This is a genomic window from Streptomyces sp. HSG2, from assembly GCF_016598575.1.
Lineage (GTDB): Bacteria > Actinomycetota > Actinomycetes > Streptomycetales > Streptomycetaceae > Streptomyces.
In genome coordinates this window covers 3,273,911-3,288,085 of the sequence record NZ_CP066801.1, presented here as the reverse complement: position 1 = coordinate 3,288,085, position 14,175 = coordinate 3,273,911, and the positions used below count along the sequence as shown (strand labels likewise).

General features: G+C 74.1%; 11 protein-coding genes. 5 read left to right on the top strand and 6 right to left on the bottom strand.

From position 1 onward, the window contains the following. Positions 1 to 5: 5 nt before the first annotated feature. Positions 6 to 641 carry a phosphoribosylglycinamide formyltransferase gene (gene purN / locus JEK78_RS14150; protein ID WP_200259034.1) on the bottom strand — a complete coding sequence of 212 codons (636 nt, stop codon included), beginning with the start codon at positions 639 to 641 and terminating at the stop codon, positions 6 to 8. 308 nt (positions 642 to 949) lie between these two features. Between purN and JEK78_RS14145 the strand changes: the two genes are divergently transcribed. Further along, positions 950 to 1,723, top strand: a complete 774-nt coding sequence (locus JEK78_RS14145) for a hypothetical protein (protein ID WP_200259031.1) — start codon at positions 950 to 952, stop codon at positions 1,721 to 1,723. A 113-nt stretch (positions 1,724 to 1,836) separates the two neighbouring features. Here JEK78_RS14145 and JEK78_RS14140 read toward each other — a convergent pair whose 3' ends face one another. Further along, positions 1,837 to 2,763, bottom strand: a complete 927-nt coding sequence (locus tag JEK78_RS14140) for a LysR family transcriptional regulator (protein WP_200259028.1) — start codon at positions 2,761 to 2,763, stop codon at positions 1,837 to 1,839. A 222-nt stretch (positions 2,764 to 2,985) separates the two neighbouring features. Between JEK78_RS14140 and JEK78_RS14135 the strand changes: the two genes are divergently transcribed. Continuing rightward, a complete protein-coding gene (locus tag JEK78_RS14135; protein WP_200259025.1) occupies positions 2,986 to 4,248 on the top strand; it encodes a pyridoxal phosphate-dependent aminotransferase in 1,263 nt (420 codons plus the stop codon). Here JEK78_RS14135 and JEK78_RS14130 read toward each other — a convergent pair. Continuing rightward, positions 4,220 to 5,968, bottom strand: a complete 1,749-nt coding sequence (locus JEK78_RS14130) for a DUF6350 family protein (RefSeq protein WP_242483404.1) — start codon at positions 5,966 to 5,968, stop codon at positions 4,220 to 4,222. The genes JEK78_RS14135 and JEK78_RS14130 overlap by 29 nt on opposite strands. Before the next feature lie 122 nt (positions 5,969 to 6,090). Here JEK78_RS14130 and JEK78_RS14125 point away from each other — a divergent pair, with 122 nt between their 5' ends. Beyond that, a complete protein-coding gene (locus JEK78_RS14125; protein WP_200259019.1) occupies positions 6,091 to 7,386 on the top strand; it encodes a helix-turn-helix transcriptional regulator in 1,296 nt (431 codons plus the stop codon). Between the two features lie 105 nt (positions 7,387 to 7,491). Here JEK78_RS14125 and sucD read toward each other — a convergent pair whose 3' ends face one another. The 3 genes from sucD to JEK78_RS14110 all read right to left on the bottom strand — a co-directional run bounded on the left by sucD (position 7,492) and on the right by JEK78_RS14110 (position 10,246). Then, entirely contained in the window at positions 7,492 to 8,376 is an 885-nt protein-coding gene (gene sucD, locus JEK78_RS14120; RefSeq protein ID WP_200259016.1) for a succinate--CoA ligase subunit alpha, read from the bottom strand. 21 nt (positions 8,377 to 8,397) lie between these two features. Continuing rightward, positions 8,398 to 9,579, bottom strand: a complete 1,182-nt coding sequence (gene sucC / locus JEK78_RS14115) for an ADP-forming succinate--CoA ligase subunit beta (protein WP_200259013.1) — start codon at positions 9,577 to 9,579, stop codon at positions 8,398 to 8,400. A 250-nt stretch (positions 9,580 to 9,829) separates the two neighbouring features. Continuing rightward, positions 9,830 to 10,246 (bottom strand): cobalamin B12-binding domain-containing protein, encoded by a 417-nt coding sequence (locus JEK78_RS14110; RefSeq protein ID WP_200264162.1) that lies wholly within the window; start codon positions 10,244 to 10,246, stop codon positions 9,830 to 9,832. 381 nt (positions 10,247 to 10,627) lie between these two features. Between JEK78_RS14110 and JEK78_RS14105 the strand changes: the two genes are divergently transcribed. Together JEK78_RS14105 and JEK78_RS14100 are read left to right on the top strand one after the other, a co-directional pair. Further along, on the top strand, positions 10,628 to 11,746 hold the full coding sequence (locus JEK78_RS14105; protein WP_200259010.1) for an alpha/beta fold hydrolase: 1,119 nt from the start codon (positions 10,628 to 10,630) through the stop codon (positions 11,744 to 11,746). A 665-nt stretch (positions 11,747 to 12,411) separates the two neighbouring features. Next, complete coding sequence (locus JEK78_RS14100) at positions 12,412 to 13,917, top strand: M23 family metallopeptidase (RefSeq protein ID WP_200259006.1); 1,506 nt, start codon at positions 12,412 to 12,414, stop codon at positions 13,915 to 13,917. Positions 13,918 to 14,175: the final 258 nt, after the last annotated feature.

Sequence of the window (14,175 nt, the reverse complement as noted above, 5' to 3'; positions counted from 1 at the left end):
GGCGGTCACGGGATAACTACCTTTCGTCCCTCGATGCGATAGCCGTTGCGGGCGAGTCGCCCCACGACATCGACGAGCAGCCTGCGCTCGACTTGCTTGATGCGCTCGTGCAGAGCGCTCTCGCTCTCCCCCTCCCGGACCTCCACCGCGCCCTGCGCGATGATCGGCCCGGTGTCCACGCCGTCGTCGACGAAGTGGACGGTGCACCCGGTGACCTTGACGCCGTACGCGAGCGCGTCCCGTACGCCGTGCGCCCCGGGGAAGCTGGGAAGGAGAGCGGGGTGGGTGTTGACGAACCGCCCTCCGAAGCGGTCCAGGAACCGCTTGCCCACGACCTTCATGAAGCCGGCGGAGACCACCAGGTCCGGCCGGTGGGCGGCGACCGCCTCGGCGAGCGCCTCGTCCCAGTCGGCGCGGGTGTCGTGGTCCCCGGTCCGGCACACGAAGGTGGGCAGTCCGGCCCGCCGCGCCCGGGCGAGCCCCTCCACGCCGTCGCGGTCGGCGCCGACCGCGACGACCTCGGCCCCGAAGGCGCCGGCGCCGTCCGCCGTCTCGTCGAGCAGCGCCTGCAGGTTGGTGCCGGATCCGGAGACCAGCACGACCAGTCGCCTGACCTGCTCGGCCACGGGCTTGGCGGCCACGGTGGGGACCTTTCTCGGGGCGTCGGTTCACACGGCCGACCCACACCGCCACCTCTGTGCGGTCATACGAATGCTTCGCCCACCCGGATACGGGGAAGTCTACGAAGCGGCCGACCGTCGGCAACGATACCGGCACACCCGACGGCCCCCTCGGGACGGGGGCGCGGCCGGCGGGTAGCGTGCGGGGGACCGGACCGGAGATCCGGGCGGGCCGACCCGGCGACCACCGGGAACGCCACCCGCCGGCCGGGCGTTCACCAGTCAGAAGCCGTACCGCTCGTCACCGCCAAGGGGAAGACGCTCACTTGATGCCGGACCTCAGCCTGCGACTGCCCACGCTCCCCCGGCAGTCGGCGCAGCGAGGGGAGCCCAGCGCCGCGGTGCTGCTGCGGGAGCGCCCGTCCTCGTCGGCCGACTCCTCCCCCGAAAACGACCGGGACGACTCCGCCCGGGACGACAACCCGTTCTCGCCGCCGCCGGAGGGGACCCCCGACCGTCCCTGGCAGCCTCGGCGGCACCCGGAGGAAGGCGAGGGCGAGGCGGGCCCCGACGACGGCGGGGAGCGCGGCGGCCGGACCCCTTGGGGCCGTCAGTGGAGCGACCGACAGCCCGGCCGCTCCTCGGGCGGCTTCGGCGAGCGACCCGGCGGCGGTCCCGCTGGTCCGTCCGGCGGCTCGGGACCGCGCTGGGACCCGACCGACCCGGTGCAGCGTCGCGCGCGATACGCCCTGCTCAGCGGCATGTGGGCGCTGTTCTTCGCGCTCTTCGGGTGGTCCTACGTCGCGCTGTTGCTCGGCGCCCTCGCCCTGTACTGGGGCATCGACTCGCTGCGGTCGAAGCCCCGAGCCACCGACTCCGAGCGCGCGGCCGGGCGGGGCAGACGTCCGCAGACCAGCGCCGCGATCAGCGGCCTGGTCACCTCGTCGCTGGCGATCGCCCTGGTCGCCGCCACCTTCGCCGCACAGCTGGTCTACCGCGACTACTACACCTGCCGGGAGGACGCGCTGACCGGCGAGGCCCGCCAGGCCTGCTCGGAGTTGCTGCCCGAGCCGCTCCGGGACGTCCTGGGCTCGGAGAACTGACGCGGGAGCCGCGTCGCCGGGGCGGCTCCGTCCGTGCCCGGAGCCGCCCCGGATGTTCTCCCGGTCGGACCCCGAGGAGGCCCCGGGGTCCGACGCTCGGGCCTCACCTCGCGTCACGCTTCGTCCGCGTGGCGACGCTCGCCCAACGCCCTTCGCGTGGCCTCCAGGCACGCGGCGACGGCGGGGTCCTCCCGGGAGCCGGGGCGAGTGAGCGCCAGGATGCCGCGCCGCATCGGCGGCGCGAGCCGCACCCCCCTCACGCCTGGCTCCTCACGGGCCACTCCCTCCGGGAGGAGGGCGACGCCGGAGCCGGCGGCGACCAGTGCGGCGAGGACCCGCAGCCCCTGGAACTCCCACCGGCGCGGCGGGGCGGCGCCCGCGGCGACCAGCCGCCGATCGCCCGCGGCGCGTGACAGTTCCCCGGCGGGGGCGCACAGCCAGGTGTGGTCGCGGACCGTCTCCGCCAGCCGGGCGTGTGTCACGGGGGCCGCGAGGCCGGCCTCCGGGTGATCGGTCGGCACGGCGAGGACGATCCGCTCCCCTCGCAGCCGGTCGACCCGGAGCCCGCCGGCCACCGGTGACGGGGCCGCCGACCATTCGTCGATCACGGCGAGGTCGTGGCGGCGGTCGAGGACGGCCGCGGCGGCGGAGGCCGACCCCGTCTCCAGGGCGACGACGGTCAGCGCCGGATGGTCGCGCTGGAGCGTGGCCAGGTGCGGCGCGAGCGCGGGGGCCAGGGCCGGGATGCAACTGACGACGACCTTGCCCGCCACCGTGCCCGCGCGGGCCCGCATCCGAGCGCGCGCCGTCTCGGCGGCGGCGAGGATGCCGGTGGCGTGCCGGACCAGCTCGCGGCCCGCGTCGGTCAGCGTCGCCCGTTGGGCCGTGCGCTCCAGCAGCGGAACCCCCGCCTCCTTCTCCAGGGTGGTCAGCTGCTGGGAGACGGCGGACGGCGAGTAGCCCAGGTCGGCGGCGGTGGCGGTGATGGTCCCCCGGACGGCGAACCGGCACAGGATCTCCAGGCGCCTCAAATCCAGCATCACATCTCCTTAAGCTCGGCCTCGCCTTCTCGCGCTGTTGCCGAGGCTAGCCCTCCGGCACGCTGGGAGCGGACCCGGATCGCGTGGGTCGGCCCGGCCGCGGCGCGGATCGCTCGGTGGAGACCACGCGAAGGGAATCCCCCCGACGGACGTCCGGGCCCGCCCCGGGCCGACCGCTTGCGGGGTCGACCCGCCACTCGACATCGGTCACGGAGAGTCACCATGACAAGGTTTTCCGCCACGCTCGCCATCGACGAGGCGGTCCGCTCCCGCCGGGAGGCCGGAGGCGACGTACTCCACCTGGGGTTCGGCGAGGCCGGGCTGCCGGTGCCGCCCGGCCTCGCCGAGGTCCTGGCACAGGCCCACACCCACAACGGCTACGGGCCCGTGGCGGGCTCGACCCGGGCCCGAGAGGCGGCGGCCGGGTGGTTCACCCGCCGCGGCCGGTCCACGGAGCCCGGCGCGATCCTCCTCGGCCCCGGGAGCAAGCCCCTGCTCTTCGCGCTTCTGGCGGCGATCGACGGGGACGTCGTGCTGCCCCGCCCGGCATGGGTCTCCTACGCCGCGCAGGCCGCCCTGGTGGGCCGCCGTGTCCTGACGGTCCCCGCCCCGGAGACGTCGGGCGGAATACCCGACCCCGACCTGCTGGAACCGGCTCTGCGACGGGCCAGAGCGGAAGGCGGCCGGCCGGGTGTCCTCGTCCTGACGGTCCCGGACAACCCGACGGGCACCGTCGCCCCCGCCGAACAGATTCGCGCCGTCCTGCGCATCGCCGACCGACACGGTCTGGCGGTCGTCAGCGACGAGATCTACGCCGAACTGGCCCATCACGGCTCCGCCCCGAGCCCCCTGACGTGGCTGCCCGAACGCACCGTCGTGACCACCGGACTCAGCAAGTCGCTGGCCCTTGGCGGCTGGCGCATCGGCTTCGCCCGCACCCCGGACGGGGAGTGGGGGCGCCGGTTGCACCGGGAGTCGACGGCGATCGCCAGCGAGGTGTGGTCCAGCCCGGCCGCGCCGATGCAGGTGGTGGCGGCACACGCCCTGGACGACCCGCCGGAGATCGTCGCGCACGTCGAGGCCTCCCGCGACCTGCACGCCCGGCTCGCCGTCGACGTGCACGCACGGCTCCTGTCGGCCGGGGCCCGCTGCCGAGCCCCCCAGGCCGGTTTCTACCTCTACCCCGATTTCTCCCCGGCGCGCGACGCGCTGCGTGAGCGGGGCGTGCACACCGGCGCCGACCTGGCCGCCACGCTGCTCGAACGGCACGGCGTGGCCACTCTGCCCGGCAGCGCCTTCGGCGAGCCCGACACGGCGCTGACGCTCCGGATCGCCACCAGCCTGCTCTACGGGGCCACGACGGAACAACGGTGGGCGGCGCTCGCCGCCCGGGATCCGGCGGAGCTTCCCTGGATCGCCCCGGCCCTGGCCCACCTCGACCACGCCCTGCGCGAGCTCACCGGACCTCGGGACCCCCACCGCTGATCGGCCCCGACGTGCCCCCGGTCTCCTTTCCGGTCTCCCCCGCGCCGGGAGAGGCCTCCGTGCCCGGCGCGCGTCCCGTGTCGCCCGGCCGACCGGGCACGGGCACCACCGGAGTCGGGACCGGCGGATCGCTCGGGCGCACCGGGTCCTCCGGCAAGAGGTCGTACGCGTCCTCGCCGGCGGGCCGTTCGTCGAGCGGGCGGGAGCTTCCGGCGCTCGGCGGGCCGACGGAGGTCGCGCGCGGCCACGGGAGGGCGATCGACCGCCACGGCAGGCGCCGCCGCCACACCGAGGAGGTCCGCGGCCCGGGGCGCCTGGACGCGGCGTCGGAGGTGGCCGCCGGGGACACGCCCGCCGCGCCCGCGTGGTCCGGCCGGCGCTCCCACCGGGCGTCGGCGCGGCGGTGCCATGCCCTGACCAGCAAGGCCACCGGGAGCCCCGTCCCCAGCGTCCACAGCCACGCGACCGCCCCGACCGGCCACCACACCGGTCCGAAGGCGGCGAGGGCGTGGACCCCCAGGGGCCCACCCGACAGAGCGGCGAGCAGCGCGACCAGCGCCGCGCAGCCGCCGGCCGCCACCAGGACCGCGACGGCGGTCCGCCGCTTCGTCCACGGCCGAGCCTCGTCCGCGCCCTCCCGCCCCCGCGCCGCCGACCTGCCCAGGAACCACCCGAGCGTGAGCCCCGCGGCGAGGGGCAGCGCGCCGGTCGTCCACAGGAGCGAGCCGGCGCCGGCCGGTCGCGGCACGGCCGAGAACAACGGCAGGGGCGGCAGCGGGGGCGGGGGCTCGGCCGACAGCGGCCCCGCCGTGTGGCCCACGCCGAGCAGGAATCCGGGCCCCAGGGAGTAGGCGACCGCCCACACCGCCGCGTTGGGGACCAGCGCGGCGCACAGGAGAAGTACCGCTCCCTGCTCCGACCACCCCTCGGCCGCCCGCGCGAAGGCCGCTCCGACGGATCGGTGGTGGACCAGGAGCGAGCCCGTCAGGAGCAACGCGCCGCCACCGCAGAGCACTCCGGTCGCGGCGCCCGCGGCGCGGGTGACCGGACCCGGCCGGGCGTCGGGTTCGACGAGCAGCAGTCGCGCGCCGCGCGGCAGACCGGCCAGTGCCCGCCCCACCGGCCCGCCGGGACGGCCGAAGGCGGTCCAGACGCCGGCAGCCGCGGCGACGGTGACGACCAGGACCGGACCGACCACCGTGGAGACCCAGGCGGGTCGCAGGGGTCCGCCGGCCGCGTACCAGACGACGGGCGCGGCGACGGCCAGGTAGCCCAGGACCACACCACACCAGGCGAGACGTGCCGAGACGGGCGGCGGGGCGGAGCCTCGCGCTACCGCGGAGCCGACGGCCAAGCCCCCCGTCCCGTCGGTCGCCTCCCGGCAGGCCCGGCGCACCAGCCAGAACGGCAACAGGACGAAGAGCAGCGGGGTGACACCGAGCGGCGCGGGGGCGCCGGAGAGCGTGTCCACACGGACCAGGTCCGCGCCGTGGGCCGACAGCCAGAGCGCCGCGGCGACCCGCAGCGCGCCGTCCGGATTCCCGCCGGCGGCCGGTGCGCTGATCCAGAGGAGGGTGACGACGGCGCCGAACGCGGCGATTCCCAGCGCCGCGGCGGCGGCGCCCCCCGCGAGACCGGCGGAGATTCCGGGTGGGCGGTCACGCCATCGGGCGCGCGCGCGGGAGACCGGCGACGGGCGGGGGAGGCGGCGAGCGGGCATCTGGTCCACGCCGTCATGCTGCCAACGACACGCGCTGTCCCCAGGTAACGACGTATTGGCCGCTGTGTCGCTCAATATACGTTTATGTTCTTTGTCGTTCGTAGCATGCCGGGGGTCGGGCCATGACCCGACCCCCGGCATGCCCGCTGCCCACCCCGGCGGAGCGTCGACGACTGCGCCTGGCCGCCTCGCTGACGCGCCAGGAGGTAGCCGAGCGAGTCGGCGTCACCCCCGAGACCGTCCGCGCGTGGGAGGCCGGTCGCACCAACCCGAGTGGTCGGCGGCGGGCGGCCTACGCGCATCTGCTGAAGACGCTGGAGGCGAAGGTGACCGTGGCCCAGGAGACGAGCGTCGGGGACCACGCGGTCGAACGCCCGGGAGACCCCCTCACGAACGAGGGGACCGACCGTTCGGGCTCTCCCTCGCCCCGACGGCCGCCCGCCCCCGCCCCGGGGCAGGCGGCCACGCACGACGGACACGCGAGCGGCACGACGCCACTGCCGCGGCTCGTCCGCCGAGACGAGGGCGCCACCGGGCCCGGTGCTCGCGACTCCACCCCCCCACCCGCGTCGCCGTCCGGCGTGGGCCCCGCCCGGCGGGCATCCGCCGTCGCGGTCGGGGCCACGACCCCCGCGCAGGCCTTCGACGCCCTCTACACGGGTTGCGCGCCGGCGCTCCTCCGCCAGGCATACCTGCTGACGGGGCGACGCGAACTGGCGCGCGAGTCGGTGGAACGGTCCTTCCACGGCGCCTGGGAGCGCTGGCCCGAGGTGGCCCGCGACCCCGACCCCGCGGGCCGCGTCCGCATGACGGTGCACGAGTACGCCCTCTCCCCTTGGCACCGGTTCCGACGGCGCCACCGCGATCCGGAGCCCCCGCCCGCCGACCCCGCCGACCGGGCCCTGCTGGGCGTGCTGCTCTCGCTCCCGCCCGCGCACCGTCGCACCCTCGTCCTCTGCGACGGCCTGGGCATCGGGACGGCCGAGGCGGCGGCGGAGACCGAGGCCACGACTCCGGCCGCCGTCGCACGCCTGCGCGGCGCGCGGACCGCCGTCGCGAACCGCCTCCCCGCCCTCGCCGACCCCGAGGCGCTGCGCCGGGGGCTGACCGCCCTGGCCGGCGCGGAGCGGCTGCGCTCGGGAAGCCCGGCGTCGATGCGGACCATCAGCGAGCGACGGGCCCGCTTCCGGACCCGGACGGCGATCGTCTGCACCGCCGCGCTGATCGGGGCGACCGCGCTGACGGCGGGCACGGCCCCCACCCGGTACGAGCCACCGGTGGCATCCGGCGACGCGGTACGCGGGGTGCCGCCGCGGCAGGCCCAAGGCTCGCTGTCGGAGGAGGCGCGGAAGCTGCGGGCCGCCCTCGACGACCATCCACTCGGGGGACCCCACCGGCTGACCCCCCAGGCCCGTTGACCCGCGACCGGCGGCCCGGCCGCCCCGGGGAGGTCCCGGCTCGCCGCGCACGCGAGAGGCCCGCGCCCCGGCGGACCGGGGGCGGGCCTTCGGCGCGGCGGGAACTCAGCCGACCAGGATCTCCCGGGCCAGCTTGGCCGTCTCGGTCGGGGTCTTGCCGACCTTGACGCCGGCGGCCTCCAGGGCCTCCTTCTTGGCCTGAGCGGTGCCGGAGGAGCCGGAGACGATGGCGCCCGCGTGGCCCATGGTCTTGCCCTCCGGGGCGGTGAAGCCCGCGACGTAGCCGACGACCGGCTTGGTCACGTACTCCTTGACGAAGGCGGCGGCCCGCTCCTCGGCGTCGCCGCCGATCTCCCCGATCATGACGATCAGGTCGGTCTCGGGGTCGTCCTGGAACGCCTTGAGGGCGTCGATGTGGGTGGTGCCGATGATCGGGTCGCCACCGATTCCGACACAGGTCGAGAAACCGATGTCCCGCAGCTCGTACATCATCTGGTACGTCAGCGTGCCGGACTTGGAGACCAGGCCGATACGCCCGGGCTTGGTGATGTCGGCGGGGATGATGCCGGCGTTCGACTGGCCGGGCGTGATGAGCCCGGGGCAGTTGGGGCCGACGATGCGGGTCTTGTTGCCCTTCTTGCCCGCGTAGGCCCAGAACGCCGCCGTGTCGTGCACGGCGATGCCCTCGGTGATGACGACGGCCAGCGGGATCTCGGCGTCGATCGCCTCGACGACGGCGTCCTTGGTGAACTTCTCCGGCACGAAGATGACCGTGACGTCGGCCCCGGTCTTCTCGACGGCGTCCTTGACGGTGCCGAAGACCGGCACCTCGGTGCCGTCGAAGTCGACGCTGGTGCCAGCCTTGCGGGGGTTCACGCCGCCGACGACGTTGGTACCGGAGGCCAGCATGCGTCGGGTGTGCTTCTGGCCCTCGGAGCCGGTCATGCCCTGGACGATGACCTTGGATTCCTTGGTGAGGAAGATAGCCATGGTGTTCTGTGACCTCGTCCCTTACTTGGCGGCAGCAGCCAGCTCGGCGGCCTTGTCGGCCGCGCCGTCCATGGTGTCCACCTGCTGCACCAGCGGGTGGGCGGCGTCCGTCAGGATCTTGCGACCCAGCTCGGCGTTGTTGCCGTCGAGGCGCACGACCAGCGGCTTGTCGACGACCTCGCCCTTGCTCTCCAGCAGTGCCAGCGCCTGGACGATGCCGTTGGCCACGGCGTCGCAGGCGGTGATCCCACCGAAGACGTTGACGAAGACGGACTTCACGTCCGGGTCGCCGAGGATGATCTCCAGGCCGTTGGCCATGACCTCGGCCGACGCACCGCCGCCGATGTCGAGGAAGTTGGCCGGCTTGACACCGGCGTGCGCCTCACCGGCGTACGCGACGACATCCAGGGTGCTCATGACGAGACCCGCGCCGTTGCCGATGATGCCGACCTCGCCGTCGAGCTTGACGTAGTTGAGGTTCTTCTCCTTGGCCGCGGCCTCCAGCGGGTCGGCCGCCGCCGTGTCGTGGAACTCCGCGAACTCCGCGTGACGGAACTCGGCGTTGGCGTCCAGCGACACCTTGCCGTCCAGCGCGACGACCTCGCCGGAGGCGACCTTGGCCAGCGGGTTGACCTCGACCAGGAGGGCGTCCTCCTTGACGAAGACGTCCCACAGGCGGACCAGCACGTCGGCCACCTTGTCCGCGACCTCGGCAGGGAACTTGGCGGCGGCGACGATCTCACGGGCCTTGGCCGGCGTCACCCCGTCGATCGCGTCGATCGGCGTCTTGGCGACTGCGTCCGGGCGGGTGGCGGCCACCTCCTCGATGTCCACGCCGCCCTCGACGGAGGCGATGGAGAGGAAGGTGCGGTTGGCCCGGTCGAGGAGGAAGGAGACGTAGTACTCCTCGACGATCTCCGGGGCGGTCTCGGCGATCATGACCTTGTGGACCGTGTGGCCCTTGATGTCCATACCGAGGATGTCCGTCGCGCGCGCGACGGCCTCGTCCGGAGTGGCGGCGAGCTTCACGCCGCCCGCCTTGCCGCGGCCACCGACCTTCACCTGGGCCTTGACGACGGACTTGCCGCCCAGGCCCTCGGTGATCGCGCGCGCCGCATCAGGCGTGTCGATGACTTCACCGGCCAGCACCGGTACTTCGTGCTTGGCGAAGAGGTCCCTCGCCTGGTACTCGAACAGGTCCACGCGCTTCCGTCCCTATCAGTGATCTCGCGGTTCGTTGGATGCGTGGGCGTGCCGCGAAGGGCAACGTGACGTCCGCATGTGTCACAGGGGAGGCGCACACGGTGACCGAGCGCGCGGCATGTCCGTCTCGCAGGTTATCCCCGCCTACGGGGGCTCTCTAAATCGCGGGTCGCACCTGAGCGGTGATACCTGTCACACGATGCCGTGCCCCCGGCACGCCGTGCCGGGGGACGGACGAGCCCGGAACGCCTCACGCCCCGGCGGGTTGCCGCGCGTTCTCGCGGACCCATTCGACGATGGACGCGGTCGTGGCGCCGGGCGTGAAGATCTCCGCGACCCCCTTCTCCTTCAGCGGCGGAATGTCCGCCTCCGGGATGATCCCCCCACCGAAGACGAGGATGTCCGCCGCGTCCCGTTCTCTGAGCAGGTCGATGACGGCGCCGAAGAGCGTGTTGTGCGCGCCCGAGAGGATGGACAGCCCGATCGCGTCGGCGTCCTCCTGGATCGCGGTCCCGACGATCTGCTCGGGCGTCTGATGGAGTCCCGTGTAGATGACCTCCATCCCGGCGTCCCGCAGCGCCCTCGCGATCACCTTCGCTCCTCGATCGTGTCCGTCGAGCCCCGGCTTGGCGACCACCACGCGGATCGGACCGGCTGCCACACCCATCACTGCCTCCATGAAGCGACTACAACGTCCGTGTCGACAGGCGGCGCGGGCAGGACCCGCCGCGGATCGCCCGCCCGGCGCCCGCGCCCCCCGCGACACGGTCCGGGTCGTACGCGAACGCCAGGTCCAGCATCCCGCACCCGTCGGTTTCGCGACGGAGAGCGAGGGGGAAATCACACAGTGGGGGAGGCGTCACGGAGAGCCACCTCCCAGGATCGCGAGGACCCGAGGCCACGCGCTCGACGTGCGCCGGCGCCCGTGGCGCCGCACACTCGGGTCACATCGGTCCCCGCAAACACCGTCGATCACTTGTGTGACACCTCTCCACAAGGGCACACGGGGGACACAGGCGTCGCCCCGGGTGCCGACAGGAGGTCGGCCATGAAGGTCATCAGGGCAGCACACACGCTCATCCCCCTCCTTCCGCTCTGCCGCCGCCTCCTGCCCGGCCTGCCCAGCCTGCCCGGGCTGTCCGCGCTCGCGACCCTGCTGGCCCTGCCGGGACTGCCCGGGCGTCCCGGCGGCTCCCTCCTCCCCGGACTTCCGAACCTCTCCGTCCTCTCCCGGCTGCCGATGCTCTCCGCCCTGTCGCTTTCCCCGAGCAGCCTTCCAGTGGTCTCGCTGACCCTCCTCAAGGCGACGGCCTTGGAGGCGGCCATCCTCGCGGGGCACGTCTTCCTCTATCCCTCGGGCATCATCCAGGAGCGTCGGGCCGCCTCGGAGGAGTCCGAAGCGCCCGCGCGGGAAACCGCCGCCGAGCCCGGAACCACCCGCCCCGCCCCGACCCCCGAGCCGCCGCCCGTCACACCCACCGCCGCCGTCCCTCTCCTCATTCCCCGGGGGGCGGCGCCGCCCCCCGTCGTCCTGCTGCACGGCTTCATCGACAACCGCTCGGTCTTCGTCCTGCTGCGCCGCAGCCTCGCCCAGAACGGCCGGCAACAGGTCGTCTCCCTCAACTACTCGCCGCTCACCTGCGACATCCGCACGGCGGCGGAACTGCTGGGGCACCATCTCGAAGAGCTGTGCGACCGGACCGGCCACGAAAGCGTCGACATCGTCGGACACAGCCTCGGCGGCCTCATCGCCCGCTACTACACGCAGCGCCTCGGTGGCGACCTGCGGGTGCGGACCCTGGTGACCCTGGGCACCCCGCACTCCGGCACCCGAGTGGTCCCGCTGGCCAACGCCCATCCCATCGTGCGGCAGATGCGTCCCGGCTCCCCGGTGATCGAGGAACTGGCCCTCCCCTCCCCCGGCGTGCGCACCCGGTTCGTCAGCTTCTGGAGCGACCTGGACCGGGTGATGGACCCACTGGAGAGCGCACGGCTCCACCACCCGGACCTGCTGGCGCGGAACGTGCGGGTGAGCGGGATCGGCCACCTCGCGCTTCCGGTGCACCCGACGGTCGCTACCGGTATCCGTGAGGCGCTGGACGAGACGTGGGCGTTCCCGACCCCGGGCGACGAGCGACGACACCCGAATGGCCTCACTGTCGCCTGAACCGACGCGCGAAGCCTCGAACACGCCTCGAAAACAACACCAACGGCGTCTCCGCCAATCCCCAAATCCCCTGCTGTCGAAGCTTTTCCGGGCCGCCGGCCCCGTCGAAGATTGTGACGCTCGCGGACCGCCGGGTACAGTCGCGGCACTGCTCCGACAGCCCCCCGCACACGTCACGGGGGCCGAAGAGAAGCTGGTGAATCCTCCTCGGCGAGGGGAGGCGACTCCTGATTCGGGCTCCCTCGGGAGCGGCTCTCCCGGAGGTCCTACGCCCTTGACACCAGCCGGGTCGAAACCGACCCGGAGCGACATCACTCGGGCGGAGTCCTCGTCCCTCGGCGAGACGAATCCGCTCGCGGCGCAGGTATAGGTACGTTCCGAAAGAGGAAGCGCGTGCTTGGTTCTCGCTCCGCACGCCGCACGGTCCACGGTGGTGTGCGCCCGAGGCCCGGGACGGGTCTCCCGTCCGCGCTCGCGGCCCGTCTCGATCAGGCCCGCCTCCATGGCGTCGGCACCCGCGTCCACGACCTCGCGGGCCATGATCGTCCCGGCGAGCGGCCCCGGGCGGAAGTCCTCGGCGGTGATCGCGTCGTGGTCGCCGACGACGCGCTCGGCCCACTGATCGCCACCGGCCCGAAGGCCGGGGCATCCTCGAAGGAGACAAGGTGAACGACCGCCACCCGTCGGGGACGCTGATCCCCCCGGACTCGGCTTCGGACTCCGCCTCCGGGCATCCCGACGCGCAAGGCGACCAGGCCGCCCCGTCCTGGGCCGTGGCCCCGCACGGCGGGCACGAGGCGGCGGGGCACACCACCGGCTTCCCGACCGTCACGCCCTATGTCTCGGGTCCCCTCCTCGGCGCCCGCGCCGACGGCCCGACCGCGACCCCGGAGCCGGGCCACGCCCCGCACGGGATCGCGTACGGCTGGGAACTCACCCAGGACTACGACCCGGGCGCGTACGACGCCGACCTCCACCGGCCCGACCCGAGCCACCCGCACATCGACGCGGGATGGGGGGTGGGCGTCGCGCTGTTCGACGTCCGCCCACCGGACGCCGCCGACGCGCACGCCCTCGACGTCCCCCACCCCGGCCTCCACCACACGGGCGCCCACGCGGCGTCGCCCTGGCAGGACCCGACGGAGGCGTGGGGCGACCTCGCCCAGGGACAGCCGACCCACGACGCCCCCTACTCGGACATCGCAGCCGATCGGGCACCCGCCCACACACCCGACGACGTCCCGACCGGCGACGGCGACAGCCGCGAACACCCGCCCTTCGGCGCGTACCCGCCGGACGTCTTCTCCCACCCGTCCGACGCCCCTCCGGACGACATGCCGGCCGCCGCGCACGGCACCCCGCTCCCGGCCGCCCGGGAGGAGCCGTACCCGGCCGAGGCCACCGCCCGTGCCGCCGGCGCCCGCGCCACGTCCCGCTCCCGGCGACGGCGGCCGGCCAGACGCTCGACGTTGCTGACGATCGCGCTCCCCTCCGCGTGCGTCGTCGGCGTGGCCGGCATGGCGGCGGCCTCCGTCGGCGGTCTCGGCGAGGACGACGAATCGGCGGAGACCACCGCCCGTCCGGACGCCCCCTCGGTCACGGCCTCCGCCGCCAACGACCGGCTCGACGACCAGCTCGCCGGCGTCTCCGCGGGAGCCACCGACTTCGCCGACCGGGCCAGCCGCACCCAGGAACGCCTCGACCTCGCCGCGCAGCAGGCGGCGGAGAAGAAACGGGCGGCCGAGGAGGCCGCGCGCAAGGAGCGCCTACGCCCCAAGTTCGCGCTCCCCGTCGCCCAGCAGGGCCTGAGCGCGTACTACGGCCAGTCCGGGATCAACTGGATGTCGGTGCACTCCGGGATCGACTTCCCCGTCTCCTACGGCACCTCGGTGAAGGCGGCCACCGACGGCACGGTCCGGACCCAGTACAACAGCGCCTACGGAAACATGATGGTGGTGACCGCGAAGGACGGCACCGAGACGTGGTACTGCCACCTCTCCTCCTACCAGGTGCCCTCCGGCAGTTCGGTGAAGGCCGGTGACCAGATCGCCTACTCGGGGAACTCGGGGAACTCGACCGGCCCGCACCTGCACTTCGAGGTGCGTCCGGGCGGCGGATCACCGATCGACCCCCTCGCCTGGCTGCGCAGCCACGACCTCGAACCCGTCTGACCCCGCACCGCCCTCCGGCGCACGCCCCCTCGGGCACCCCGCACGGGACCCACCCGCCTCGTCCGGGTGATCGCCCGGTCCGGCGCGAACCCCCGCCGCCGGGCCGGGTCTCTCGAGGGCTCAGGCGAGGCAACGGCTTTCGGGCGAGCCCGAGCGAGCCTTGTACAGTGCGCCCATGTGGACCCGGCACACCCAGGCTCTGTGATCACGAGGTACTGAGGGCGACGCCGTACGACGTCGCCCTCCTCGGCGTGCCCG

Excerpts from the sequence above, each read along its gene's own strand:
- JEK78_RS14110 (WP_200264162.1), bottom strand. The coding sequence starts at position 10,246 with ATGGGTGTGGCAGCCGGTCCGATCCGCGTGGTGGTCGCCAAGCCGGGG.
- JEK78_RS14125 (WP_200259019.1), top strand. The coding sequence starts at position 6,091 with ATGACCCGACCCCCGGCATGCCCGCTGCCCACCCCGGCGGAGCGTCGA.
- sucD (WP_200259016.1), bottom strand. The coding sequence starts at position 8,376 with ATGGCTATCTTCCTCACCAAGGAATCCAAGGTCATCGTCCAGGGCATG.
- JEK78_RS14135 (WP_200259025.1), top strand. The coding sequence starts at position 2,986 with ATGACAAGGTTTTCCGCCACGCTCGCCATCGACGAGGCGGTCCGCTCC.
- JEK78_RS14145 (WP_200259031.1), top strand. The coding sequence starts at position 950 with ATGCCGGACCTCAGCCTGCGACTGCCCACGCTCCCCCGGCAGTCGGCG.
- JEK78_RS14105 (WP_200259010.1), top strand. The coding sequence starts at position 10,628 with ATGAAGGTCATCAGGGCAGCACACACGCTCATCCCCCTCCTTCCGCTC.
- JEK78_RS14130 (WP_242483404.1), bottom strand. The coding sequence starts at position 5,968 with ATGCCCGCTCGCCGCCTCCCCCGCCCGTCGCCGGTCTCCCGCGCGCGC.
- JEK78_RS14140 (WP_200259028.1), bottom strand. The coding sequence starts at position 2,763 with ATGCTGGATTTGAGGCGCCTGGAGATCCTGTGCCGGTTCGCCGTCCGG.